The organism is Acinetobacter sp. YH12200 (genome assembly GCF_013418175.1).
Taxonomy (GTDB): domain Bacteria; phylum Pseudomonadota; class Gammaproteobacteria; order Pseudomonadales; family Moraxellaceae; genus Acinetobacter; species Acinetobacter pseudolwoffii.
The window spans coordinates 1-25,597 of sequence record NZ_VPCO01000029.1; the positions used below are offsets into that span (position 1 = coordinate 1).

Here is a 25,597-nt window from a genome sequence, read left to right on the forward strand (position 1 = left end):
TTTGCGAGATTAAAACATTTCCGTGCTATTGCAACTCGATTTGATAAACTGGCACGCAATTATAAATCTATGATTCGTATAGCCTGTATATTTATTTGGTGCAAAGCCAAATGAGGACACACCCTAGAAATTTCTTTTTTTTAAGCTACACAACAAACAACTCTGATCTTTACTTAGATTAGGGTGATAGGGTGGTTTTTTCAATTACTGTACGTTTTTTGATTTATGTAGGAAGTTTAATCTTAATTTTTCCTAAAATTAACATAATACACCTTATACGAAATGCTTTAAATTATTTGTTTTAATTCAGTTGTTTATGTTGTATTGAAAAGCCCAATCCTCACCGATTGGGCTTTTTTTATGATTATTCACGTTCCACGCTTACTATTTGAGCAATGTTCCACAACTTTATAAAGCCAATCTAATCAGAAAATTCTAGATATATAAAAATCGCTCATAACACCTTTCATATCTTTTCATTGATTTTTATGCAATGCATCTTAGTGTTATTCCGCAGTTTTGCTATAGTAAAAGCAATTTTGGATCAACATCAGGACTATGTTATGTCAGCTACACCACGCATTGGAATCTTGGGTGCAGGCGGCCGTATGGGGCGTATCCTCATTCAGGCTGTGCATGAAGCCGGTTATCAATTGGCAGCTGCAGTAGAACGCCCTGAAAGTACCTTATTAGGCGCAGATGCGGGCGAACTTGCCGGGATTGGTGCAGTCGGTGTCAAGGTGGTGGGTAGTCTTGCAGAGGTGGTCAAAAACTGTGATGTCGTGATTGATTTCACCGCACCGGCAGCGACCGTCAATCATCTGAAAATTTGCCGTGAAGCAGGTGTTGCCATCGTGATTGGTACCACGGGGATGAATGATGAGCAAAAAGCTTATTTAGATGAATCAGCAGCTGAAACCCCTGTGGTTTATGCAGCGAATTATTCAGTCGGTGTGAACGTATCGATTAAACTGCTTGAACTGGCATCGAAAGTCTTTGGCGATACGGTGGATATCGAAGTGATTGAGGCACATCACCGTCATAAAGTGGATGCACCATCGGGTACTGCACTTATGTGGGGTGAAGCGATTGCGGATGCTTTAGGCCGTGACCTGAAAGAAGACGCTGTGTACTGCCGCGAAGGTCATACCGGTCCGCGTGAGCGTCAAAGCATTGGTTTCCAGACCATTCGTGGTGGTGATATCGTCGGTGAACATACCGCCATGTTTATTGCTGATGGTGAACGTGTGGAAATTACCCATAAAGCCACCAACCGCATGAACTTTGCCAGCGGTGCAGTACGTGCTGCTGCCTGGGTGGTCGGCCGTGATGCACGTAAATATGACATGAAAGACGTGCTGGGTTTTAACGATATTCAGGTTTAAAATCCAGTCAAAATCATTTATAAAAAAGATCTAAAACTAAAATAAGACGAATAATAAAATGCAAAAAATGATTTTCCTGCTCTGTGCAGTGGCGCTTGGTGCCATTGCGCAGGCAAAGCCGGCCGAGAATACCAAACTTAGTATTGATAAAAATAATATCAAGGTCTGGACTTATCAGAACCAGCAAAACCCGGTCTTTCTGTATAAAGCTGAAACCACCTACCATGCCCCGATTGAAAATGCCGTGTCGCTGATTCTGGATATCGAGCAGGCGGTACAATGGGTACCCTATATGGGCAGCATCAAGGTCTTGTCCCGCGATGATAAAAAAGGCGATTTCACTTTGTATATGGTGCTGGATTTTCCATTTCCCTTAAAAGACCGTGATCTGATTGTGCAGGGCAAGATGATCAAGGAAGCCAATGGACAGATCACCATCAAGAATAAAGCCATTCAGACCGGCTATCCCTTAAATCCGAACTATGTACGTTTGACCGATTATCAGGGGGATTGGACTTTTCAAAAGCTGGGCAATAATCAGGTCAAGGTTTCAACTTATGGTTATGCCTATCCGGAAGGCTCGATTCCCTTAACTTTTGTAAATATGTTTGTACAGCAGCAGCCGTATCAGATGTTGCAGAAGATGAAGACGGAACTGGCCAAGCCTTCAGGCCTTGCAGTTTTGCCTGAAGCCCTGCAATAAAAAAAAGACCCAATTGCTGTAATGCTGATCAGTTAAGGAGTTTATAAGTAAAATCTTTAATTTTTTAGTCATTCACGACGGAGTCTTAACGTTCTAAATCAAATACTTGTAAATCATTTGTTACTTTGGTTTCGCCCAAATGAGAAGCGAAGCTTCGCAAGGAAGGCATCTTGCGGAGCAACACTCCTCACCGCAAAACTCGTCAGCCACCATCGACTAGTAAATTTGTCGCAGAAATAATCATTTTTAATCTTGCGGTGCAATACACCTCATGTCTCAAACAGTTGCGGATGACTTTTCTACCTATCAAGTATGATCATGAATTTAAAAAATAAAATGCCAGTCAATTCCTTAATTGACTGGCATTACCCAATTGCTGGGTCTTTTTGACAGATTGAAACAGGCAGAGTTTAAGCTTCAAAATCCGCTTTAAGTACAATCCGGTAACGCGCTTTACCGGAATGCAGATGTTCAATGGCCTGATTCAGCTGTGACATCGGGAAGACTTCAATTTGTGGCGCAATGTTTTTACGTGCGGCAAATTGGAGTAACTGACGCAGTGCCGCCGGCGAACCGGTTGGTGAACCAGTAACTGACTTGGCACCACCAATCAGCATGCCCGCCGGAATCTGCATCGGTTCTAAAGGGAGACCGAGCATATGTACTGTACCGTTCGGTGCCAGAGTGGCCAGATAAGCCTGCCAGTTCAAGGTGACATTGACCGTACTCAATAATAAATCGAACTTGCCACGCTGTGCCTTTAGGGCAGCGACATCACGACTATTCACCACATGATCTGCGCCCATGGCTTTCAGCTCATCGGTCTTGTCCAGATTTGATGTGAAAGCCGTAATCTCACAGCCCCAAGCTTTGAGCAGTTTAATTGCGATATGACCCAGACCCCCAATCCCGATCACGCCAACATGATGAATAGCCTGAATCTGGTGTTTCAGAATCGGATCGAATACGGTAATCCCGCCACAGAGTAAAGGGCCGGCACTTTCAGGATCCAGATCTTCAGGCAGGGGAATGACCCATTGCCAGCCAGCACGGACCTTGTCGGCAAAACCACCGGCATGTCCGACAATAGTCGCCACTTGGCCGCCAGTACAGAGTACCTGCTGACCTGAAATACACGGATCGCAATACTGGCAGCTTTCCGCAGTCCAGCCAATGCCAACCCGTTGTCCCACTTTCAGGCCTTTGGCTTCGCCACCCAGTTGCGTGATGATGCCGATAATCTCGTGTCCAGCCACGACCGGATAAACGGATGAACCCCAGTCATTATTGAGGACTGAAATATCAGAATGACACAGGCCACAGTATTCTACTTTGACTTCGACCTGATGTGGCTGTAGTTCACCAGCATCGAATTGATAGGGTTCGAGTGCAGCACCTGCTGACATTGCAGCATAAGCGTGGATAATATTATTCGACATAAATTCAGCTCTTCTTTGAATGGGAATATATTGTTTTAAAGTGACAATGATTTTCGTGATCATCGACCATACCGACGGCCTGCATAAAGGCATAGCAAATGGTGGGTCCGACAAATTTAAAACCGGCCTTTTTTAAGGCTTTTGACATGATCTGGCTTTCGATAGTCTGTGCCGCTGCCTGACGATAATCCGCAACATCATTATTCAGTCGTGGTTGCTGGGCAAAAGACCATAGCCATTGCCCTACATTGATGTCTTGCTGTTGCAGCTTGAGCCATGCTTGGGCATTCTCGCGAATGGCATGCAGCTTGCCACGATGACGGATCAGGCGGGCATCCTTAAGCTTGAGTTCGAGTTGTTGATCTGTAAGTGCTGCAATCGACTGAATGGAATATTGAAAAAAATGTTCACGATACGCTTCACGTTTTCTGAGTACGGTAATCCAGGCTAGACCGGCCTGCTGTCCTTCCAGACACAGCATTTCAAACAGGCGATTTTCATCCAGCAGGGCTTGTCCCCATTCCTGATCATGATAGGTGATATACAGCGGATCATTGGAGCACCAGCCACAGCGTTGCAGAGTCATGCCATGCTCCTTGTTTTTATGGTTTTATAATTTAAACACAGCCCATTGATCCTGCTGATTGTCCCAGTACGACAGTTCAGCCTGATCCAGATCGCTAAATTGAATCCACATGTCTTTACCACTTTTGTCGGTATAACCGGTACTGATCAGCAGCGCATCTTCGGTAATTTCCATCACCCAGCCCTGGTAGCTTTGACCATTCAGCACGATTTTTTGTTGATTGCCTGATTCAGCAAATTCTACCAGACGGTTGATCAACGTTTCTGACATGTAAATATCCTAAAATTAACGTAAATAGGGGTAGGGGTTGACCACACCGCGCCCCTTGCCCTGTAAATAAATACCATAATGCAGATGTGGTGCAGTATGTCGGGCATTACCGCTATTGCCGACATAGCCGATGAGCTGGCCTTTTTTGACAGCATCACCTACTTTCAGGCCGCGTTTATGTCCATCCAGATGTGCATAATAATGCCAGGAGCCGCCCGGACCGAGAATCCAGACTACTTTACCACCCAAATTGTTATTGCGTAAATCTGCAATCAGACCTTCTGTGGCACTAAAGACTTTGGTTCCACGTGGAGCCATGATGTCAATGCCCTCATGCAAACGTCCGCGACTGCGCGACGCCCCCCAAGTATCCTGTAATTCACGTGCCTGTACACGTGCCACCGGGATGGGCAGTGAAGAAGGCATTCGCTTATTTTGCAGTTTTTGTACCAGTAGCGGATTTAACTGTGCAGAAGAAGGTTGTTTCGGCGTACTGCTACAGGCGGTCAGTAATATGGCAATCAAAGCCACCCAGGTCAAAGCAAGGTATTGGCGCACGTTATTCATCCTTAAATATTGGCAATGCTCATTCTGAGCTGATCGATATGATGCTTTGTCCAGACTATGTCATAGGTTAACGGCAGAGATCAATTTTTTCATTGCTGTCGGCAGACCGCAATCAATGGCTGTCTCTGGACGCATCCAGTTGCCTTGCAGTTCAATTGCCAGATGTTCCTGCTGATCCTGATCCACTGCGAAAACGATTGCTTCAAGCTGCCAGGTGAAGTGGGTGAAACTGTGGCTGATCTGGACTTTTTTGAGGATATTTTTCAGGCCAAGCTGCTGACATTGCTGTTCGAATTCATGGGCATTTTCAATAATCGGCAAGCACCAGAGTCCGCCCCACAGGCCACTGTTCGGTCGTTGTTGCCAGAGCCATTCTTCACCGGACTGAATCAGCAAGACCTGTGCTGAGCGCACTGGCACCGGTTTTTTGGCTTTCTTGAATGGTAATTCATTTTCCAGACCTTGCTGATGCGCTTTGCAATGTTGCTGCATCGGACAGTATAGGCACAGAGGTTTTTTCGGAGTGCAGACCGTAGCACCGAGATCCATAATCGCCTGGGTATAGTCATGATTACGTTCGACCGGACATAATTCTTCGGCCAGTTGCCATAAGGCACGTTCATGGATAGGTTTGGACAGATCATCTTCAATCGCGAAGAAACGCGACAAGACCCGTTTGACATTGCCATCCATGATCACGCCGTATTGGCGTAAACCCAGTGACATTAAGGCACCAGCGGTGGAACGGCCGATCCCCGGCAAGGCAATCCATTGTTCCAGAGTTTGGGGAAACTGCTGCTGTGCTGTCACTATGCCGGCAGCTTTGTGCAGGTTACGGGCACGAGCATAATAGCCCAGTCCTGCCCAGTACGGTACGACCTCATCCCAAGAGGCTTGACCCAAGTCCTGTACAGTGGGAAAACGCTGGATAAAGCGTTCATAATATTGCAGCACAGTTTTGACCTGGGTTTGTTGCAACATGATTTCAGAGACCCAGACTTTGTAGGGATCATCTGTCACCTGCCAGGGCAAGTCATGACGACCATGCACATCAAACCATTCTAACAGGGCATCTGAAAATACAAACATGGATAAATAGCAACCGAATAAGCAGCAGCCATTATAGCGGAATCGGCAGGTCTGAAATGTGAAAAGTAGATAAAAACTGCGCGAGTAGTGTGTATGAATATCAGCTTAATAACACAAACAATAAATGCTCCGAAGAGCATTTATTTTAAAACAGCAAAGATTTAGTCGCTAATCCCCCAGCGTTCATCCAGCTTCAATACTTTGTCTTTATAGCGCGGAATAATATGAATATGCAGATGTTCGACCTTTTCCTGAAACACTTCGCCATCAATAAAACCGACATGGAAACCGGCGGGCTGGTAACGTAAATTGAGCTCATTACGTGCCTGTTCGAGCAAAGACATCAGGCTTTTACGTTCTTTGTCCGTCACTTCAAAAAATGAAGCCACATGCCGGAGTGGAATCACTACACAGTGACCTTCGGATAATGAATTCGGTTCAGGCAGCACCACACCATAATCATTTTTAGCAATGACATCATATTCGTCATAGTTACAGTAAGGGCAGTTGGTTTCAGCCATAGTCAGCATTCTCCTCTGGTAGGATTTATCGTTCTTTTCTTCAATGATTCTTTAAAGTGCTCAGCTTGATTTCAAGTCGAGCACTTATATCTATTTAAGCCAAATGACGTTCCAATAAGGCATACATCGCCGCCAAGCTTTTTTGTTCCGCTTCAGCATTGTAACCAAGATCCACGCCATTGGCTTTGGCCCGTTCGTCGGCGAGCGGGTTGCTAAAGCCATGTTTGGCATCTTCAAAGACAATCACCTCATGCTCGACGTTGGCCGCATGCATTTCTTCACGGAAACTGGCGACATCATCTAAGGTGACCATGCTGTCTAGCTCACCGTGCAAGACTAGAATTTCGGCCTGAACCTGACCTTCTTGAGCCGGTGCTTTGGCAGCAAGTGTCCCGTGGAAGGTGGTCACTGCTTTTAAAGGGGCATTGGCACGCGCCAGATCCAGCACTACTTTACCGCCGTAACAAAAACCGATGGCAGCAAGTTTCTCTGCATTGACTTCATCCTGTGCTGCCAAGGTATTTAAAGCTGCTGTCGCACGATCAACGATGGTGTCCGGATCTTCAAAGGTCTGCATCATCCACTGGTAGGCCTGATCAGAATGGGTGGTCACTTTTTTGTCACCATACATGTCAATTGCCAAGGCCGCATAGCCATGTTCTGCAAGTTCGCGAGCACGCTGTTCGGTATATTCATTACGACCCCACCATTCTGGTGCGACCAGCACACCTGCAAGGGGTGTATCTGTTTCTGGAGCGGCAAAATAGCCAATCAATGCGCTACCATCCGGCGCAGTATAATGAATTTCACGGGTCTTGATTGCTGCCATGCTGACGTCCTCTATTCTTGTTGAACCGTTTAATTAACATATAACATAGCAAAACTGATCTGAATGTGACATGAAAACATTCGATTAATTATGCTTCATCCATATAAAAAAGAGAGGCCGCTATCGCGCCTCTCTGATTGAATATTTAAAAAAACAGTATTGATTACTTCATAATTTCCAGTAATTCCACATCAAAAATTAAGGTACTGTTTGGCTCAATCACATCACCTGAACCAATTTGTCCATAGGCCAGTTCTGCAGGAATGAAGAAGCGGTATTTGGCACCTTCTTTCATCAGTTGCAGGCCTTCAGTCCAACCGGTAATCACTTGGGTGGTACGGAAGACCACAGGCTGATTACGGGCAATTGAACTGTCAAAAACCGTGCCATCAATCAAACGGCCTTCATAATGTACGCGGACATTGCTATCGGCTTTTGGCGATTTGCCTTTGCCTTCCTGAAGAATCTGATATTGCAGGCCAGATTTAGTCGTTTTTATCCCTGCTTTTTTGGCATTTTCTGTCAGAAAAGCCTGACCGATTTTGGTGTTTTCTTCAGCTTTTTGTTTTAATTCAATCAGCTCTTTGGCTTCACTTTGACGTTTAAACTGGGTCAGCACTCGAGCCATGTCTTCTTCAGTTAAAGTGGATTGTTTTCCGGCAGCAGCAGCTTTTAAACCGGCACTGAAAGCATCCAGATCAATCCCTTGCAAAGAGTCGGCATTACTTTTTCCCATCAGATAACCAAAGCTATAACCGACCTGTTCAGCTTCCGGGCTTTTATTGGTCACATCTTTGGCAAGCAGATTGCCAGAACTTAGCAGTAAAACCATCAAGCTTATTTGTATTTTCATATTTATTCTCAAAATAAAGGAGAGCGCATTGCTCTCCTTATTTATAGATTATTTGACTTCAATGAGTTCCACATCAAAAATCAAAGTACTGTGTGGAGGAATCGTCCCTGGCACGCCTTGTTCACCATAACCAAGTTGAGATGGGATATACAGGGTCGCTTTACCGCCTTCTTTCATCAGTTGCAGACCTTCAGTCCAGCCTGGAATCACTTGATTGAGTGGAAACTCAATCGGCTCGCCACGTTCAACCGAACTGTCAAATACAGTACCATCCACCAGTTTGCCGGTGTAATGGACTTTCACGATTGAAGAAGCAGCTGGCTGTTTGCCCGTGCCTTCTTTAGTCACTAGGTATTGCAAACCGGAAGCTGTGGTTTTTACACCCGCTTTTTTGGCATTTTCTGTCAGGAAACTGTCACTCGATGCTTGTGCCTGTTTAGTGCTATCGAGTTGCTTTTGCTGCATTTCTTTCTGGAACTGTTCGTAAGCTGCCTGTAATTCTTCTTCAGTATACGCCGGTTCAGTACGCGCATGTCCTTCACGTACGCCTGTCACAAAGCTATTAATATCGAGTTCAGGTGGGGTTTGATGAGCCACTTCATAACCGAGAGCATAGCTGATTTTAGAAACAGCAGAGGCATCTTTAGATGCTTTAGTCGTTTGAGCAGCTGGGTTTTGAGTTGCATAGTAAACAGGTACTAGCGCGGCACCGCCTAGAAGAACAGCGACAGCAATCGGTAAGGCCTTGCTCATGTATTATTCCAATCTAATGTTATCGTTGAGGTTCATTCCATCTTAGCAGAAAATTTTGAGAAATCTTGCAGAATGGGTGGTTTTTTAGCAAGCAAATATCGCAGTTTGGTAGAGCTTTAAAAAAATAAAAAAACCAGCAATGGCTGGTTTTTTTATTCAAAAAGATCAACTGGTTTTTGTTTTGGTTTTATAGCTATAAGTATAATCATAGCTATAACTACCACCTGCTGAACGCTGGATATCATTCAGGATAAAGCCATTTACGGTACTTCCCGCTTGTTTAAAACGGTTCACTGTCAGTGCCAATTCCTTCATTTGTGTTTTTGCATAGCGGGCCACCACCAGATTGAGTCCCACATATCGGGACACGATGATCGCATCCGTGACCGCCAGGACAGGAGGCGTATCAATTATAATATGATCATAGTGTGGCGTCAGGTGTTGCAGTAATTCCTGAAACCGTACCGAATTGAGAAGTTCGGATGGATTGACTGGATTTTCACCACAGGTGATGACGCTGAGGTTTGCTACATTGGTGCTTTGCACCATCTGTTCCAAGGTAATTTGCTCATTCAGGTATTCAGTTAATCCATATTGATTATCCAAATCAAAATATTTGTGTATATGACCACGACGCAAGTCCGCATCAATGATCAATACGCGTTTATGTTTTTCTGCCATGATGACTGCCAGATTGCTGGAAACAAATGATTTTCCAACTCTAGGCGCTGGACCCGAGATCATAATAATATTGTTTTTGGCCTGAGACAGAGCGAAATGACTTGCTGTCCGGATGCTGCGCAAGCTTTCGATCGCCATATCATCACTATGTTTAAGGGCTAATAAGAAAGGCAGTTTTTTCTTTTTCAGCAGTTTCAGTCCCGGTTTCTGAACAGGGGAGTGTGCAATATTGGCATAGACGGGAAGATCCAGTTGGTATTCTATTTGGCTACTATCTTTCACTCCAGAACGGAACATATTGCGGAATAATGCCACCAGAATTCCCAAGAAAGTACCGAAGCAAAAAGTTAAGAACAGAATTAATGGCTGTTTCTGTTTAATCACGTCAATCGGTTCAAGCGCAGTATCAATAACATGTACATTGCCAATCTCGCCGGCTTTGGCAATTCGCAGTTGTTGGTAGGAATTGACCAAATTGGTATACAGTTGTTGTTTGACTTCGACTTCACGAGACAGTTGTAAATACTGGCGTTGTATTTCTGGAAGATTTTTAAGTGCCGTATTGAGCTCACGAATCTTGCCATTAATCACACGAAGTTGAGCAGTAACTTCTCGCATGGTCGGATGTGCTGCTGCATATTTAGCGCCTATTTCCGCCTGTCTCTGTTCGAGTAGAGCTCGTTGTGTTTCTAAAGTCACACTCTGATTTAAATATAATTCTGACTCCCGGGTGATGTCGACAGTATTATGCTGTTGACGGAATTGGTTAAAGACCCGCTCTGCATCATCCAGCTGTTTTCTTAAATCCGGTAATTGAGCATCCAAGAAAGCGAGGGTCTGAGCAGTTTCTGCCGAACGACGGGTAATATTATTTTGGCTATAAATTGCCAAAATAGTATTCAGAACTTTGGTGATGTGCTGTTTGTCATGACCTTGGTAGCGAAGCTGCAAAATCCCGCTAAGTTCGCCTTTTTCTACAATTGAATAATTGGCAAGAATAGAATCAATCGCTGAGGGCAAAGAGAGCTTTTGCACCTGATAACTGCTATCTAGCGGATCCTGAGTAAAGATCGCGATTTTCCAGTCGCCCTGCGCAGTCTTGAATTGTACTGGCTGGTTCAGTGCACCCTTGAAAATGGTTTCTTCTGTCACAGGATTGATCAGACTAAAACTCTGTTGTTGAAATTGCAGTAGCAGATTTTTATCCAAATAGGCGGCAGGAACTTCAAACTGTCGAATGTCGAAGCTTTTTTGACCCTCTTTAAAGCGCACAGTTTCAGGTTGATATTCGGTTTGATAATTTACACCTTGAAATAGTCGCTGAACAAAAGTGTCTTCAGTACTGGCAATCTGAAGATCCAAATTTAAGCGATTAATTACTGATTCCAGAATATTGCGTGATTTTAATACCTCAACTTCAGCATTAGATGAAGACATTTGTCCAATGACACTTGAAAGGTTACCCAATAAAGCAGCTGAGGCACCTCTACTTTCTTCGACTTGGACGATGGCATCGACCTTATAATTAATCGCTACAGTGCGTAAATAGAGCAGGACAGCAAGCACGCTGAGCAAGGCACATACGAGGATAAGTTTCCATTGCGCAAACAAGGAAAATAACACCCCTTTTAGGTCAATCATATTTTCGGTATTGTTATTTTTGTTCATAATTTTGCTTTCTAAAAGTTTAAAAGTGATTTTTCCAGTCGATGACGTCGTGTTGAATTAAATTACAGAACTTCATCAAAGACCTGCTGCCCCTGCAAAAATGAATCCCAAATATGCTGGCTTTATTGTTCCCTCAAAAAAAATCTAGTCTGGTAAACCCAGATATTTTTATGATGATCAGGATAAGATTATTTTTATTCAATCTGCTTCATATTTAGTGTTGAACTACATGGAGTTGCAGGCAGATCCCATGCTATTACGTAAAAATGCTGTCTTGTGATCAGCGCTGAGCATTACTTCAGCCATCTATATTTATAGATTTAATCTACAAATACGGGCAGATCTCGTTAGTAAACATTCAGTCATTAATCGATGGTTAATATTTTCAAAACAGCTCCCCAAAATCTTTTTAATATGCATAGCTGAACTACCTGCTAGCGTATAGCTGTACCAGCAACATTTGAAAAGGGAAGAATCTGGCTAACCACTCGTTCCCAACGAGTCAGACCTGTGGCATCCACATAGACAATATCATTGCTGTGCATTTTAAACTTTTTGGCCAAGCCAAAATCTCCAAGATTTTTTAAACTTAAATGATATATTTCAGTCATTTGGTTATTTGAATTGTCACGTAAGACGTAAATGCGACTAGCACTGGCTGAATAGGGATTAATCCCTTCACTTTCACCGAGAACATCCGCGAGAGTCATCCCTTGGTCACGTATGGGTAAGGGGGTATTCGTGCCTGCTTCACCCATGACATAGATTTTCTGATTTTCACGAGGACTGATATACAGGGTGTCATTGGGTTGAATTAACAGCTTATGTAATGAATATCCTGCCTTTTCTAATGCAATTGTATTGAGGTCATAGGCCACACCCTGACGCACCAATTGAATAGAGCTAGAGTTACCTTGCTCGTTAATGCCGCCGGCCAGACCCAGTGCTGTATAAACGCTCACGGGCTGATCAGACAAATAAAACTGCCCAGCTGATTTCACATTACCCACCACTGAATAACGCTGCCCTTGATAAGAAAGTACTCTCACCACCACATCTGGATTGTTTAAATAAGGAATTAATAGTCGGCGTACTTCCCGATTAACCTCCGGAAGGGTTTTCCCTACTGTTTTATAGCGTCCAATTAATGGAAAATGGATATAACCATTTCGGTCAATTTGATAACCATTGGTATTATCAGTTGCTGTTGGAACTGCACTAATTTCCGGGTAGGCCCATAATTGAAAGGATAAAATATCACCTGGATTCAAACGATAATCCTGCATTTCATGCTGAAATAAAGGTGCGTAATGATTCAGGTTTTGAGTTTGGGCTGACTGCACTGCAGGTAGATTGTCCTGAGTCAATTTTACCAGATTAACTTGAGTTCCCAGTTCGGTTTGATAAATTCCTTCATCTGGTAAATCATAGGTTTGAAAGCCAGATGTTGCTGCACATCCGACTAATGATAGGCTTAAGGTTAAAACGCCTATAAGGTGTCTATTGTTCACTTGAAACCCCTTTATTTTTATATATTTAAAATTAGTATTTATTCGTAATTATTAATTTTTTTAACATGGTTTATGTGATTAACATCTAAAAGTTATAACAAATTATATAGCTTGTCTATACTTATTTTTAGTTCTAAGTATACGTTTGAATTAAAATAGATCAATAGCATTTATTAAAAGAAGTATCTAAAACTTCCATTAAATTAAGGTGTAGAGATACAAGTATTGCTTAGTTTATTCAGGTGAAACGTATTGTTTATAAATTTTATTGCTTGCAGATTAAGGTGATTATCACAGTATAACTATACAAAACAAAAACTTAGTAATAATAAAAGTATTTTCATATTATTTATGTATACTTTAAAGGTTTTTTAGATTCTATTTTTATTAAATTTCACATATATTTATTCGGCATTAGCTAAATTATATAAATGAAGTGTTAATTAATAATCTCTTATTAATTGAAAGTAATATATCAGTAGTTGTAAAGCTTGAGCTGATTTTTATTGGTTGAAAAGTGTTTTAAAAAAACAATAATTATAAAGTATTGGGTAAGTGGTATAAGAAAAATACTTATCCATAAAATGTAACTATATTTGAGAATAAGATTTTTATAGGTGGTGTGTTGAATAAAATTAATATATGTTATAAATAATCAAATAAGAATATCTATGCCAGAAGGCATCAATGAATTAAAAAAAATATTTGAAAAGTAAAATAAAAATAAAAGGAATACTGGGAATGGTGAAAAAAATATTAGTGACTGGTGGAGCTGGTTTTATTGGATCTGCTACCGTCCGGCATATCATCAAAGCGACTGAACATCATGTTTTAAATGTTGATAAGTTAACTTATGCAGGTAACTTGGAGTCATTAATTTCTATATCAGCTCATCCCCGTTATCAATTTGCTCAAACTGATATTTGTGATCATGTATCTTTAACACGATTATTTTCAGAATTTCAGCCAGATATCGTCATGCATTTGGCAGCAGAGTCTCATGTAGATCGTTCGATCGATGGTCCAGCTGAATTTATCAGCACCAATATTGTAGGTACATATACCCTCTTGGAGGTCGCACGAAAATATTGGCAAAATTCGGGTGAAATCAAAAAGTCTAAATTTAAATTTCATCATATTTCAACAGATGAAGTCTATGGGGATTTAGAGGGGACAACCGACTTATTTACTGAAGCCACAGCTTATTTGCCAAGTTCACCTTACTCGGCAAGTAAAGCCAGCTCGGATCATTTAGTGCGTGCTTGGCATCGAACCTATGGTTTGCCGGTCGTGGTTACGAACTGTTCAAATAATTACGGGCCTTATCATTTTCCTGAAAAACTGATTCCTTTGATCATCTTAAATGCGCTGGATGGAAAATCCTTACCTGTTTATGGCAATGGTCAGCAGATTCGGGATTGGCTTTTTGTAGAAGATCATGCCCGTGCTTTATATCAGGTTGCGACCAAAGGCAGGGTCGGTGAAACCTATAATATTGGGGGGCATAATGAAAAACAGAATATTGATGTGGTTAAAACCATTTGTGCCATCTTGGATGAACTTAAGCCACGACTCAATGGCCAAATATATGAAAGCCTGATTAGCTTCGTCAGTGATCGGCCTGGTCATGATTTACGTTATGCCATTGATGCTTCAAAAATTGAGTGTGAACTTGGCTGGAAACCACAAGAGTCCTTTGAGACCGGTATTCGTAAAACTGTGCAGTGGTATCTGGATAATCTGCAATGGTGCCGTCGCGTTCAGGATGGTTCTTATCAGCGTGAACGTTTAGGGGAGGCAGTCTAATGTCAAGATCAACAAAGGGGATTATTTTAGCAGGTGGTTCGGGCACACGCTTGCATCCAATCACTAAAGGAATCTCGAAACAGTTACTTCCGATTTATGATAAACCCATGGTTTATTACCCATTATCTGTGTTGATGTTAGCCGGTATTCAGGAGGTTCTTGTCATCAGTACCCCGGAAGATATTGATGGGTTTAAGCGATTATTAGGTGATGGTTCACAATTTGGCATGCAGCTGAGTTATGCGATTCAGCCTCGACCTGATGGTTTGGCACAAGCCTTTATTCTGGGTGAAGAGTTTATTGGGCAAAGTAATGTGTGCTTAGTGCTCGGCGATAATATCTTTTATGGGCAAGGTTTTACCCCCATGCTGCGTCAGGCTGCTGAACGTCAAAAAGGAGCCACTGTTTTTGGCTATCAGGTCAAAGATCCTGAACGCTTTGGGGTGGTGGAATTTGATGAACAGCAACATGCTATTTCAATTGAAGAAAAACCGGAAAAACCTAAATCTAACTTTGCTGTAACGGGCCTGTATTTTTATGACAATGATGTGATTCAGATTGCCAAACAAGTACAACCTTCTGAGCGAGGTGAACTGGAAATTACCTCCATTAACCAGGCATATCTGGAACGTGGTGATTTAAATGTTGAATTGCTGGGACGTGGCTTTGCCTGGTTAGATACAGGTACACAGGGAAGTCTACTTGAGGCAGCTCAATTTGTGGAAACCCTTGAAAAGCGTCAGGGTTATAAAGTTGCCTGTCTAGAAGAAATTGCAATGAATAATAGCTGGTTAAGCAAAGAACAAGTGTTAGCCATTGGTCAAACGATGAGTAAAAATGGCTATGGTCAATATCTGATTTCTTTGGTGGGGTAATCATGATGAATCTTATTGAATGGATTGATTTACCTAATCTGGGAGATCATCGTGGCAGTTTGGTGGTCGCTGAAGCCAATCGGAATATTCCCTTTCATATACAGAGGCTCTACTATATTTTTGGCGCTCAGCCTGATGTTCCTCGCGGGTTTCATGCACATAAAGAGCTTCAACAAATTGGGTTTTGTATTCAAGGCAGCTGTAAAATATTAATGGATAACAGTAAAGAAAAACAAGAAGTGTGCGTAAGTCAGTCCAATAAAGGATTATTAATTCCGCCCATGGTTTGGCATGAAATGCATGATTTTTCTGAAGATTGCATCTTATTGGTATTGGCAAGCGATTATTATGATGAAAGTGACTATATCCGTAATTACGACCAGTTTTTAAAAGAAGCAGATAAAACTTTTATTGCATAGAAAATGAGATCATAAAATTAAGAAAAATAATTCACAAGTATGATGGCTTTGTTACTCAAGAGACTTCAGAAAATAGAATTTTAAATAATAATAAATATGAAGGAGATGTATGAGATGATTAAGCCGCTTACATCATTGCGTATGTTTTTTGCGCTATTTGTTTTTCTTAGTCATTTGGCCTTTTTAAAAAATGACACACATTATGCAAATATTTTTAACAGTATTTTTGACGAAGGATTTTTAGGTGTCAGTTTTTTCTTTATATTAAGCGGATTTATTTTATCCTATAACTATAAAGAAAAATTTTTTAGAGGAAATGTTTCAAAAAAAGAGTTTTATATTTCTCGTTTAGCAAGAGTATATCCAGTACATATAGCAACTACGGCAATTGTACTCCTGTTGACCTTTAGCCAGTCTGGACAAGGATGGGAATACTTAATTCAACACATTTTTCTAATACAAAGTTTTTTCTCTGAAGAAAATATTCATTTTTCATTAAACTCTCCATCCTGGAGCATTTCCGATGAATTGTTCTTCTATTTACTTTTTCCATTTGCATTTTTAATTTCTGAAAAAATAAGAAGCTATATATTTATTTTTTATCTTATAGCTATTCTGGTTTTGAATATGCAGCTTGATAAAAGCCAGAATCACTATTGGTTGTACATTTCACCATGGGTACGTTTTTCAGATTTTTTACTTGGTATTATCCTGTTTGATCTTTATGATAAAATAAAAGTTAATTATTCTAAAATGAAGATACCTACTTTTGTATTTGAATCAGGAGCGATTTTACTTTTTATCTTATTCTTTGTATTTCATAGCAAGATAGATACCAGTTATAGATACTCAATTTATTATTGGTTACCTATGGCCACCATCATTCTTGTTTTTGCATTGTCTCATGTTGTTAATGAAAAAAGTATTATTACCAAGTTTTTATCAAATAAATATATGGTTTTGGCGGGAGAAATAAGTTTTTGTTTTTATTTGCTTCATGTTTTGGAAATACAAGTTTTAAATTATATAAAAAAGATGTTTTTATTTGATATAGATTTAATGTTATTTTCATTGATTATATTTATTGTGACTTTAATAGCCAGCTTTATAATGTATAAATATATTGAAAAGCCTCTAAATAGAAAGATGAAGAAATTTTTATTAGAGCCAAGTTTTAAATCTAAGAATTATGAACTGAATAAATAATATTGGGGTTTTCACTTTAATTCATATCAATAGATTAGTTTTGATAAATGTGAAATTAAAAAATGAATAACAAATTTTTATACGAGATTGATAAGAATGATACCTTTTCTTGAGCTAAAAGCGATAAATGCTCAATACCGTGACAAACTTATAGCAGCTTGTACACAGGTCATTGATTCTGGTTGGTATATCTGTGGCAAAGAGTTAGAGGATTTTGAACGAAATTTTGCGAATTATTGTGGTACAGAGTATGCCATAGGGGTCGCCAATGGATTGGATGCTCTAATTCTGACCCTGCGTGCATGGAAAGAACTGGGTAAACTGAATGAAGGTGATGAAGTGATCGTACCTTCAAATACCTATATTGCAAGTATTTTGGCAATTTCACAGAATCATCTGAAACCGGTATTGGTCGAACCGGATATCCATACGTTCAATATTGATGTTAAAAAAATTGAAGCCGCGATTACCATCAAAACAAAGGCAATTTTGCCTGTTCATTTATATGGACAGCTTGCTGCCATGCCAGAAATTATGGCGATTGCCAAGAAACATAATTTACTGGTTTTAGAGGATTCGGCACAAGCCCATGGCGCTGAAATCGAGGGTAAAAAAGCAGGGAATTGGGGAGATGCTTCAGGCTTCAGTTTTTATCCAGGAAAAAACCTGGGTGCGCTGGGTGATGCCGGGGCAATTACCACCAATGATGCTGAATTGGCCCATATGCTTAAGGCTATACGTAATTATGGCTCACATGAAAAATATAAAAATTTGGTCATGGGAGTAAATAGTCGCCTTGATGAAATTCAGGCGGCTATCCTGAATGTAAAACTGCCATTTTTAGATCAGGAAAACCAGCATCGTCGTCAGATTGCAGATCTCTATTTAAAAGAAATTCAGAATCCAGCCATTGTGCTTCCACTTAAAAATATAAATACCGCAACTGATATGCAGCATGTTTGGCATTTATTTGTGATCCGGACCAGATATCGGGAGGAATTACAAAAATATTTGGCAGAGCATGGGGTACAGACATTGATTCATTATCCGATTCCGCCCCATAAGCAGCAAGCTTATAAAGCATGGAATAACTTAAACTTACCAATTTCAGAACAAATTCATGCGCAGGTCTTGAGCTTGCCGATAGGGCCTACTTTATCCATGGATGAAGCAAAGCAAGTTGTTCAGTTATGTAATGGTTTTCAAATATAGATGAATTTACTTCAGACCAGTGTACTGAATGGGGTGGCGGTCCTGATTAAGACCATAACCCTGTTTGTACTGAATAAAATTCTGGCTGTATATCTGGGGCCGACTGGATATGCAGCTTTAGGTCAATTCCAAAATTTTATTCAAATGGTGACTACTTTTGCGGGTAGTGCAATTAATACCGCAGTCATTAAATATACTGCTGAATATCATGAAGATGAAAGCAAACAACGTGCAATCTGGAAAACAGCAGGCAGTATTGTTTTTGTATTTAGTCTGATGTTCGCATTTTTAATTTTAATTTTCCAAAGGCAGCTATCACTTTATATATTTCATGCACTTGAATATCAAACAGTTTTTGTATGGTTTGCAGTATTTTTATTATTCTTTAATTTTAATACCCTGTTTTTAGCGATACTCAATGGCAAAAAAGAAATATTAAAGCTGGTACTTGCCAATATTGCGGGTAGTTTATTTGCGCTTATTGTTACGAGTATTTTAGCAATAAAATTACATTTATATGGTGCCTTAATTGCATTATCCATTTATCAATCTATTGCGTTTATAGTGACGTTATTTCTGTGTTATCGAGCGGACTGGTTTAAGTTTTCCTCTCTGTTTGGAAAAATAGACTTAGAAATTACTAAAAAATTTAGTTCTTTTATCTGGATGGCATTGGTCAGTGCGATCTGTGTGCCTTTATCGCAAATGTTAATTCGAGCCTATTTAAGTCAGGAATTTGGCCTGGCGTATGCCGGTTACTGGGAAGCCATGATCCGTCTAAGCACCGTATACCTGATGGTGGTTACAACAACATTGGGAGTCTATTACTTACCGCGCTTGTCAGAACTCAAGATGATTGATGAAATTAAGAAAGAAGTTTATTTAGGCTATAAGTTTCTTTTTCCACTGGCTGTGGCAGGCGGAGTAGTCATTTTTGTGTTGCGTGACTGGATTATCAAGGTCTTATTCAGTCCATCTTTCGCACCCATGCAGAGCCTGTTCTTTTGGCAAATGATGGGGGATGCATTAAAAATAGGAAGCTGGATACTGGCTTATTTGATGCTAAGCAAAGCCATGACCAAACTGTACATCTCTACAGAGATTATATTTACCTTGTCTCTTATTGCTTTGACCTATGTATGTACCCAGCTTTTTGGATTTGAAGGTGTTTCAATGGCCCACTTCATAAATTATGGGATGTATTGGATCATCATCAGTTTTTTTATATTTAAATCATTAAAACAAAGAGAGATAATATGATAAATGGCCAAGCTTTAGTTTCTGTCATTATACCAAGTTATAATCATGAAAAATTTGTGTGTGATAGTATCCAGAGTGTCATTAACCAGTCTTATCAGAATATTGAGTTAATTGTCATTGATGATGGATCTACAGATTCTTCAGTAGAAAAAATACAAGAACTGATTCCACGATGTGAAAAACGATTCACCCGGTTTGAATTTAGGCATCGAGCGAATAAGGGCTTGAGTGCAACCTTGAATGAAGCCTTAGAATGGGCACAGGGAGAATATTTTTCTTCTCTCGCTTCTGATGATATAATCTTGGAAGATAAAATAAAAATACAATCCGAATTTTTAAAGCATAACAAAAATTGTATAGCAGTGTTTGGAGGAATATCAGTTATTGATCATGATTCTAATCAGGTGAAAAATAGAATTAAAAAAAGAAAAAACTATAGTTTTGAACAAATTTTATTATTAGAACATGATTTGCCAGCCACGACACAACTGATTCGCTCAAAAGCTTTGAAAAAAATCGGTGGTTATGATGCTGAGGTAAAAATTGAAGACTGGTATATGTGGTTGCTTTTAGCACAAGAAGGGGAGTTATGTTATCTTCCCGTCCTGTTTGCTAAATACAGGCTACATGATAATAATATGCATAAGCAAACCTCTCTCATGCATGATTCAAGAATGATGATTTTAAATGAGTACCAAAATCATATACTTTTTAATAAAGCAAAAAAAAGAGCGTTATGGATAAATGCGTTTGAATTAGGGTTAATATCCAAAAAGAAATCATTAGAAAAAATGCTAGGAATTTTGAGAGAATATCCATCTGAAATTTTTACATATGATTTTTTCAGATTTTTTTACTGGTTATTCATTAAAAAAGAATTTTAATAAAAATTAAGTTTAATCAATATTATTAATTTTAAAAAGGTATTAATATTTTTAAAAAATACTAAATCAAAAAAATAAAATTAATAATATGAAATATTAATCAGTTCTTTTGCTTTTTTAAAGCATCAGATAATATAAAAGGAATGGATAATGATTATTTTAAATGAAAGTAATTCAAAAAATAACATTATTTTTTTAAGTGATAGTAATATAAGAGATAAAGTGGTTGTATATCTTGTATTGTTTTCATTTTTTTTATCTCAGTTTTATTTTTGGTCAAGTGGGGTTCCGCAGTTTAGTCACATTTTTATTATGGGGGCTATTTTATTATTATTTAATAAAAGTTCTTCAATAAATATTGAATACTCTAATACAATTTTATTGTTTGTCGCATATGCAATTTGTGTGAATTTTTCCTGGTATTTAATCGTTCTAGATTCCAGTTATATGATGTCGACTGTTTACTGGATCTTTAATTTATTATTCTTTTTATTAATGATGAACCTGAATCAGGTTCAGATTAATTTTTTCCATGAAAAACTATTATTTCTTATTCCTTTCTCCTATGTCATTGAAATTATTATCTGGGCAAGTAACTTAGGTCGTTATGATTTTGACCCACGATACAATGGTCTTTTTAATGATCCTAATCAAATGGCATTTTGGGTGCTCAGTACCTGTGCAATTTATTTATATATTTCTGGAAGCAACTTTAAAAAAATAGTCGTTTATTTGTTAGCCTTATTTCTGATTTTATTGACCATGTCAAGATCTGCTTCTGTTGGCTTTTTAATGTTAACGCTAGGATTTATATTTAGCCAAAAAGGAGAACTCAATAAAAGAATATTTGTATTCTTTGGGACCTTGGTTTTTTTTGGTGTTTTAAGCTACTTTTTATATAACATGGGGGCTTTTGATAATATTGTATTACGATTTGTAGAAGGATTAGATCAAAGAGATAGCCAAGTAGAAGGACGCGGTCTTTTTAGTTTCTTTGATTATCCTCAATATTTGATTTTTGGGGCTGGGCAAGGTGCTCACTGGTTATATAACCCCACAGGCAATGAAATTCATTCAACTTGGTTAGGAATCTTGTTTTATTATGGAATTGTAGGCATATCCTTATTTTTAATATTTTTATATCAAATATTCAAGAAACTTTCACTTTCAAACAAAATAATATTATTAGGGCCAATGTTATATGGGTTTACCACTTATAGTGCAAGAACGCTTATTTTCTGGTTTTTATTGGCGGCTTTTTTACTATTTTCAAATAATAATAAGGAAGAATAAATATGTATATTTCTATAGGAATTCCATTTTTTAATGCAGAAAAATACTTGGAAGATGCGATTAAGTCAGTACTGGCTCAAACTTTTAAAAACTGGGAGTTAATATTGGTAGATGATGGATCAACAGACCGGTCTTTAGAGATAGCCCAGTCATTTGTCGATCCTCGAATCCGTATCATTTCTGATGGGTACAATAGAAGATTGCCTTACCGCTTAAATCAGATTATTAATGAAGCAAAATATGACCTTATCGCACGTATGGATGCTGATGATTTAATGGCAGTAGACCGGCTGGAAAAACAGGTTAAAGTTTTGAATGAAAATCCAGAAATTGACTTAGTGGTAACCAGCTTATATTCCATTGGCAATAAAAATGAAATTTTAGGAAAAAGAATCTTTTCTAATCACCAAATGCAGCCAAAAGAAATTTTACAAGGTCTGACCAATTTATTACATCCTTCACTTCTTGCACGTAAGGTATGGTGTCAAAGAAATCTTTATCAAATCGATAACTGCTTAGCTGAAGATTATGAATTATGGCTCTCGGCAGCTATAAAAAATGATTTTAATTATCTGGTTATGCAAGAACCCTTGTATTTTTATAGAGAAGTAGAAAATGTAAAAAAAGAAAAAATGGTCCGTGGTTATAATACCCAAATTAAAGTGATTAAAAAATATTATAAGAATACTATATCTGATATAGACAAAAATAAAATTATTTTAAAATTTCAAGTCAAAAAAATTGTAGTGAGAATATTAAATTTCCTGAATTTAATGCAAGTTCTACAAATACGTAGGATTACATCTGTCTCTGATCAGGATAAAGATTTTTATGCTTCACAATTAGAAATTATAGAGCGTATAAAGTAATGATCTCTAAAAAAATTATTATTATTGGTACAACAGCATCTAATCTTTATGGCTTTCGTAAAGATTTCATTTTGTCCTGTTTAGCCCAGAATTATCATGTTTATGCTTTCGTGTCTGAATATAGCAATGACTGGTTGGATAAAATAGAAAATTTAGGAGTTACTCTTGTAACCTATCAACTTAGTCGTGGAGGGTTAAATCCATTGGCTGATCTATATTCAACTTATCAGCTGACTCAGAAAATAAAGGAAATTCAACCTGATATTGTATTTTCATATTCAACAAAACCCGTTATTTATGCAACTTTGGCTGCTTATAAGAATAAAGTTCCTTATATCTATGGCATGATTGAAGGCTTAGGCTCTCCTTTTACCATTCATAAAAATGGTCAAAGTTTGAAGGCTAAATTCATACGCTTTGTACAAATCTCTTTATATCGGCTTGCATTTCCATACTTAGATAAAATTATTTTTCTAAATCGCGATGATCCTAAAGATCTCGTTCATCGTTATAATCTTCCGTATAAACAGAATGCAATTGAAGTTTTGGGACCTATTGGTCTTAATTTAAATGACTATTTTTATACGAAATGGGATGATCAAAAAAGATTATCTTTTATCTTTATTGCCAGGTTAATTGCTGAAAAGGGTATATTTGAATATTTAGAAGCTGCTAAAGTAATTAAAAAAAAATATCCTGACATAAAATTTAAAATTATAGGGGGACTAGATCCCGAAAACCCAACCGGCTTAAAGCAGACAGAATTAGATCAATTGATAGAAACAGGAATTATAGAATATGCGGGCTTCGTTAAAGATGTAGATCAACGAATACGTGAGAGTGCGGTTTTTGTATTACCCTCCTATTATAGAGAGGGGGTTCCTCGCAGTACACAAGAAGCGATGGCTATAGGTCGGCCAGTCATTACTACTAATGTACCAGGCTGCAATGAAACAGTAGTAGATGGAGTAACAGGTTTTTTGATTCCAAAATGGGATGTGGCTGCATTAGTAAAAAAGATGATTTATTTTATAGAGCATCCTGAACAAGTAAATAAGATGGGATATCAAGGATTTTTATATGCTAAAAAAAATTTTAATGCAGATTTGATTAATTATAGATTATCCAAAATACTAGGAATTAATAAATCTTAAGGTTTTTTTAATAATTATTTTTAAAAAATATTATTTAGATTTTATACCTTATGAAAATTTATAATGATAAAGGAGATTACGGTGAAAGAAGCTGTAAGTTTTCAAATAAAAAAATATGAAGATGCTGATAAAGAAGTATGGAATGATTTTTTATTAAACTGTAAAAATTATCATTTCATGTTTAATCGGAATTTTATGGACTACCATTCTGATCGATTTGAAGACTTTTCTTTAATGTTTAAAAATGATAAAGATAAAATCGTGGCTTTATTGCCTGGAAATATTAAAGATAATATTTTTTATAGTCATCAAGGCTTAACATTTGGTGGTTTTTTGATTGATAGGGATTGTCGTGCTATTGATATGTTAAGTCTTTTTTCTCAGTTAAAAGGTTTTTTAAAAGAGAACTATATTAAAAAAATTATATATAAATGTATACCTAATATTTATCATCATTATCCTGCTCAAGAGGATTTATATGCTTTATTTCTAAATGAAGCAAGGCTCTATCGTCGGGATATTAGTACTTCTATTAACTTACAGGAAAAAATTTACTATTCAAAATCTAAAAAATGGGCAATCAATAAAGCAAAAAAATCTGGATTAACTTATGAAGAAGTCGAACAGCCAAGCATAGTCTGGGAAGTTATTCGTGAAGTCTTAGGTCAACATCATCATCAAAAGCCAGTTCATAATGAAACGGAAATAGATTTATTAAAAAGTAGATTCCCTAATAACATAAGGGCTTATAAATGTTGTTTTGAAAGTCAGATTGTTGCAGCAGCAGTGACTTTTGAAACTGAGAAAGTAGTCCATTTACAGTATTTAGCCAGTAATGATAAGGGAAGGGAAGAAAGAGCCTTAGATATTCTAATCGATTTTTTAATCAATAAAAATATCAAGTCTACTAAGATATTTGATTTTGGTATCTCAAATGAAAAAGAAGGAAAGTTTTTAAATACAGGACTGATTAATCAAAAAGAAAGTTTTGGTGCTCGTGCGATTGTACATGATTTTTATAGTATAGATATATAGTGACCGAACTCATATAGAAATATCTCCACCTTGAAGCATAAATCAATACTTTATAAGAGGTGAATTTTCTGCCTCTTTTTATTTTTTTCTTTAGTGTTTCATACGGCTTTGTTGCATAAACATTCAAAAGCTGAGTTTTCCCCAATCCATTCAAATTTAAGTGACAACTTGGGTGTGAGGTCTGCCTAATTCCGTAAATCTATTCAGAACTGCCACACGCGCATGAACTTCATTGACCTGACTTTGAAAATGTCTTGCCGTCAGCTTATCTCCTAATAATTTGATGCAATGCATCTTGGTTTCCACCAAACTGCGACGGTGATAGCCCGACCATTTTTTCCATAGGGTTCTGCCTAAATGCTTAACCGTTTGAAGTAACTCATTTCGTTCTATTGAACTGATTTTAGAATCTTTCCAGGGCTTGGCATTCTTCCTGGGTGGAATTACTGCATGTGCTTGACGATCTGAAATCACTTGTCTGCAGCACTTCGTGTCGTACGCCCCATCGGTATAGACAGAATCTATTCGCTCATTTGGTGGGATTTGATCCAGTAAATCACCTAGTACTTGTGAATCACTGACATTATTTGTCGTAAGCTGAACGGCACGTATTTGCAGTGTTTCAGCATCTATACCAATATGCAGTTTACGCCATTGCCGACGGTATTCAGGCTGATGTTTCTTACGCTTCCATTCACCTTCACCTAAAAATTTTAAACCCGTAGAGTC

Annotated in this window: 25 protein-coding genes and 1 pseudogene; 14 read left to right on the top strand and 12 right to left on the bottom strand. The window is 38.4% G+C overall.

What is annotated here, in order from left to right; all coding sequences use genetic code 11:
- The 3 genes and pseudogenes from FTU90_RS14170 to FTU90_RS14180 all read left to right on the top strand — a co-directional run.
- Nucleotides 1-114, top strand: a pseudogene (locus FTU90_RS14170) (IS5/IS1182 family transposase); the annotation flags it as partial.
- A 449-nt stretch (nt 115-563) separates the two neighbouring features.
- Nucleotides 564-1,385: a 4-hydroxy-tetrahydrodipicolinate reductase gene (gene dapB, locus FTU90_RS14175; protein WP_005173632.1), complete on the top strand. Its 822-nt coding sequence runs from the start codon at nt 564-566 to the stop codon at nt 1,383-1,385.
- 58 nt (nt 1,386-1,443) lie between these two features.
- A complete protein-coding gene (locus tag FTU90_RS14180; protein ID WP_180072949.1) occupies nt 1,444-2,088 on the top strand; it encodes a hypothetical protein in 645 nt (214 codons plus the stop codon).
- A gap of 410 nt (nt 2,089-2,498) precedes the next feature.
- Here the strand turns inward: FTU90_RS14180 and FTU90_RS14185 are convergent, their stop codons facing one another.
- The 11 genes from FTU90_RS14185 to FTU90_RS14235 all read right to left on the bottom strand — a co-directional run bounded on the left by FTU90_RS14185 (nt 2,499) and on the right by FTU90_RS14235 (nt 12,855).
- Nucleotides 2,499-3,527 carry an NAD(P)-dependent alcohol dehydrogenase gene (locus tag FTU90_RS14185; RefSeq protein WP_005094772.1) on the bottom strand — a complete coding sequence of 343 codons (1,029 nt, stop codon included), beginning with the start codon at nt 3,525-3,527 and terminating at the stop codon, nt 2,499-2,501.
- Between the two features lie 4 nt (nt 3,528-3,531).
- Nucleotides 3,532-4,113, bottom strand: coding sequence for a DNA-3-methyladenine glycosylase I (locus FTU90_RS14190; RefSeq protein ID WP_004728898.1), 582 nt, complete (start codon nt 4,111-4,113; stop codon nt 3,532-3,534).
- 24 nt (nt 4,114-4,137) lie between these two features.
- Nucleotides 4,138-4,383 carry a hypothetical protein gene (locus FTU90_RS14195; protein WP_004728896.1) on the bottom strand — a complete coding sequence of 82 codons (246 nt, stop codon included), beginning with the start codon at nt 4,381-4,383 and terminating at the stop codon, nt 4,138-4,140.
- Nucleotides 4,384-4,398: 15 nt separating this feature from the next.
- Nucleotides 4,399-4,941 (bottom strand): M23 family metallopeptidase, encoded by a 543-nt coding sequence (locus FTU90_RS14200; protein ID WP_005173640.1) that lies wholly within the window; start codon nt 4,939-4,941, stop codon nt 4,399-4,401.
- A gap of 69 nt (nt 4,942-5,010) precedes the next feature.
- On the bottom strand, nt 5,011-6,039 hold the full coding sequence (mutY, locus tag FTU90_RS14205) for an A/G-specific adenine glycosylase (RefSeq protein ID WP_180072951.1): 1,029 nt from the start codon (nt 6,037-6,039) through the stop codon (nt 5,011-5,013).
- Nucleotides 6,040-6,200: 161 nt separating this feature from the next.
- On the bottom strand, nt 6,201-6,560 hold the full coding sequence (locus FTU90_RS14210) for an HIT family protein (protein ID WP_005268188.1): 360 nt from the start codon (nt 6,558-6,560) through the stop codon (nt 6,201-6,203).
- Nucleotides 6,561-6,654: 94 nt separating this feature from the next.
- Complete coding sequence (locus FTU90_RS14215) at nt 6,655-7,389, bottom strand: dienelactone hydrolase family protein (RefSeq protein WP_180000602.1); 735 nt, start codon at nt 7,387-7,389, stop codon at nt 6,655-6,657.
- Nucleotides 7,390-7,552: 163 nt separating this feature from the next.
- A complete protein-coding gene (locus tag FTU90_RS14220; RefSeq protein ID WP_005173644.1) occupies nt 7,553-8,242 on the bottom strand; it encodes an FKBP-type peptidyl-prolyl cis-trans isomerase in 690 nt (229 codons plus the stop codon).
- Nucleotides 8,243-8,290: 48 nt separating this feature from the next.
- The gene (locus FTU90_RS14225) at nt 8,291-8,995 is read right to left on the bottom strand and encodes an FKBP-type peptidyl-prolyl cis-trans isomerase (protein ID WP_005094756.1); all 705 of its coding nucleotides are present in this window, start codon (nt 8,993-8,995) and stop codon (nt 8,291-8,293) included.
- Nucleotides 8,996-9,160: 165 nt separating this feature from the next.
- Nucleotides 9,161-11,344: a polysaccharide biosynthesis tyrosine autokinase gene (locus FTU90_RS14230; RefSeq protein WP_180072953.1), complete on the bottom strand. Its 2,184-nt coding sequence runs from the start codon at nt 11,342-11,344 to the stop codon at nt 9,161-9,163.
- A 434-nt stretch (nt 11,345-11,778) separates the two neighbouring features.
- Nucleotides 11,779-12,855, bottom strand: coding sequence for a polysaccharide biosynthesis/export family protein (locus FTU90_RS14235; protein WP_005173647.1), 1,077 nt, complete (start codon nt 12,853-12,855; stop codon nt 11,779-11,781).
- A 741-nt stretch (nt 12,856-13,596) separates the two neighbouring features.
- Here FTU90_RS14235 and rfbB point away from each other — a divergent pair.
- From rfbB to FTU90_RS14290, 11 genes are all read left to right on the top strand, one after another.
- Nucleotides 13,597-14,661, top strand: a complete 1,065-nt coding sequence (gene rfbB, locus FTU90_RS14240; RefSeq protein WP_180050488.1) for a dTDP-glucose 4,6-dehydratase — start codon at nt 13,597-13,599, stop codon at nt 14,659-14,661.
- Nucleotides 14,661-15,536, top strand: coding sequence for a glucose-1-phosphate thymidylyltransferase RfbA (gene rfbA, locus FTU90_RS14245; protein ID WP_074383752.1), 876 nt, complete (start codon nt 14,661-14,663; stop codon nt 15,534-15,536). Before rfbB ends, rfbA begins: the two co-directional genes overlap by 1 nt.
- Nucleotides 15,537-15,541: 5 nt before the next feature.
- A complete protein-coding gene (locus tag FTU90_RS14250) occupies nt 15,542-15,955 on the top strand; it encodes an FdtA/QdtA family cupin domain-containing protein (protein ID WP_180050547.1) in 414 nt (137 codons plus the stop codon).
- A gap of 114 nt (nt 15,956-16,069) precedes the next feature.
- Nucleotides 16,070-17,161: an acyltransferase gene (locus tag FTU90_RS14255; RefSeq protein ID WP_180072955.1), complete on the top strand. Its 1,092-nt coding sequence runs from the start codon at nt 16,070-16,072 to the stop codon at nt 17,159-17,161.
- Nucleotides 17,162-17,257: 96 nt separating this feature from the next.
- Entirely contained in the window at nt 17,258-18,373 is a 1,116-nt protein-coding gene (locus tag FTU90_RS14260; RefSeq protein ID WP_180072956.1) for a DegT/DnrJ/EryC1/StrS aminotransferase family protein, read from the top strand.
- Complete coding sequence (locus FTU90_RS14265) at nt 18,374-19,633, top strand: O-antigen translocase (RefSeq protein ID WP_180072959.1); 1,260 nt, start codon at nt 18,374-18,376, stop codon at nt 19,631-19,633.
- Nucleotides 19,630-20,517, top strand: a complete 888-nt coding sequence (locus FTU90_RS14270; RefSeq protein ID WP_180072961.1) for a glycosyltransferase — start codon at nt 19,630-19,632, stop codon at nt 20,515-20,517. Before FTU90_RS14265 ends, FTU90_RS14270 begins: the two co-directional genes overlap by 4 nt.
- A 150-nt stretch (nt 20,518-20,667) precedes the next feature.
- A complete protein-coding gene (locus tag FTU90_RS14275; RefSeq protein WP_180072963.1) occupies nt 20,668-21,810 on the top strand; it encodes a hypothetical protein in 1,143 nt (380 codons plus the stop codon).
- A gap of 2 nt (nt 21,811-21,812) precedes the next feature.
- Complete coding sequence (locus tag FTU90_RS14280) at nt 21,813-22,679, top strand: glycosyltransferase family 2 protein (protein ID WP_180072965.1); 867 nt, start codon at nt 21,813-21,815, stop codon at nt 22,677-22,679.
- Nucleotides 22,679-23,833 (top strand): glycosyltransferase family 4 protein, encoded by a 1,155-nt coding sequence (locus FTU90_RS14285; protein WP_180072967.1) that lies wholly within the window; start codon nt 22,679-22,681, stop codon nt 23,831-23,833. Before FTU90_RS14280 ends, FTU90_RS14285 begins: the two co-directional genes overlap by 1 nt.
- 81 nt (nt 23,834-23,914) lie before the next feature.
- Nucleotides 23,915-24,868, top strand: coding sequence for a GNAT family N-acetyltransferase (locus FTU90_RS14290; RefSeq protein ID WP_180072969.1), 954 nt, complete (start codon nt 23,915-23,917; stop codon nt 24,866-24,868).
- 156 nt (nt 24,869-25,024) lie between these two features.
- On the opposite strand, the gene FTU90_RS14295 is transcribed toward FTU90_RS14290, so the two are convergent.
- Nucleotides 25,025-25,597 (bottom strand): IS5 family transposase (locus FTU90_RS14295; RefSeq protein ID WP_180072971.1); only part of this gene is annotated, 573 nt, incomplete at its 5' end.

Coding starts and splice junctions, on each gene's coding strand:
- dapB (WP_005173632.1), top strand. CDS start 564: ATGTCAGCTACACCACGCATTGGAATCTTGGGTGCAGGCGGCCGTATG.
- FTU90_RS14180 (WP_180072949.1), top strand. CDS start 1,444: ATGCAAAAAATGATTTTCCTGCTCTGTGCAGTGGCGCTTGGTGCCATT.
- FTU90_RS14185 (WP_005094772.1), bottom strand. CDS start 3,527: ATGTCGAATAATATTATCCACGCTTATGCTGCAATGTCAGCAGGTGCT.
- FTU90_RS14190 (WP_004728898.1), bottom strand. CDS start 4,113: ATGACTCTGCAACGCTGTGGCTGGTGCTCCAATGATCCGCTGTATATC.
- FTU90_RS14195 (WP_004728896.1), bottom strand. CDS start 4,383: ATGTCAGAAACGTTGATCAACCGTCTGGTAGAATTTGCTGAATCAGGC.
- mutY (WP_180072951.1), bottom strand. CDS start 6,039: ATGTTTGTATTTTCAGATGCCCTGTTAGAATGGTTTGATGTGCATGGT.
- FTU90_RS14210 (WP_005268188.1), bottom strand. CDS start 6,560: ATGGCTGAAACCAACTGCCCTTACTGTAACTATGACGAATATGATGTC.
- FTU90_RS14215 (WP_180000602.1), bottom strand. CDS start 7,389: ATGGCAGCAATCAAGACCCGTGAAATTCATTATACTGCGCCGGATGGT.
- FTU90_RS14220 (WP_005173644.1), bottom strand. CDS start 8,242: ATGAAAATACAAATAAGCTTGATGGTTTTACTGCTAAGTTCTGGCAAT.
- FTU90_RS14225 (WP_005094756.1), bottom strand. CDS start 8,995: ATGAGCAAGGCCTTACCGATTGCTGTCGCTGTTCTTCTAGGCGGTGCC.
- FTU90_RS14230 (WP_180072953.1), bottom strand. CDS start 11,344: ATGAACAAAAATAACAATACCGAAAATATGATTGACCTAAAAGGGGTG.
- rfbB (WP_180050488.1), top strand. CDS start 13,597: ATGGTGAAAAAAATATTAGTGACTGGTGGAGCTGGTTTTATTGGATCT.
- rfbA (WP_074383752.1), top strand. CDS start 14,661: ATGTCAAGATCAACAAAGGGGATTATTTTAGCAGGTGGTTCGGGCACA.
- FTU90_RS14250 (WP_180050547.1), top strand. CDS start 15,542: ATGAATCTTATTGAATGGATTGATTTACCTAATCTGGGAGATCATCGT.
- FTU90_RS14255 (WP_180072955.1), top strand. CDS start 16,070: ATGATTAAGCCGCTTACATCATTGCGTATGTTTTTTGCGCTATTTGTT.
- FTU90_RS14260 (WP_180072956.1), top strand. CDS start 17,258: ATGATACCTTTTCTTGAGCTAAAAGCGATAAATGCTCAATACCGTGAC.
- FTU90_RS14265 (WP_180072959.1), top strand. CDS start 18,374: ATGAATTTACTTCAGACCAGTGTACTGAATGGGGTGGCGGTCCTGATT.
- FTU90_RS14270 (WP_180072961.1), top strand. CDS start 19,630: ATGATAAATGGCCAAGCTTTAGTTTCTGTCATTATACCAAGTTATAAT.
- FTU90_RS14275 (WP_180072963.1), top strand. CDS start 20,668: ATGATTATTTTAAATGAAAGTAATTCAAAAAATAACATTATTTTTTTA.
- FTU90_RS14280 (WP_180072965.1), top strand. CDS start 21,813: ATGTATATTTCTATAGGAATTCCATTTTTTAATGCAGAAAAATACTTG.
- FTU90_RS14285 (WP_180072967.1), top strand. CDS start 22,679: ATGATCTCTAAAAAAATTATTATTATTGGTACAACAGCATCTAATCTT.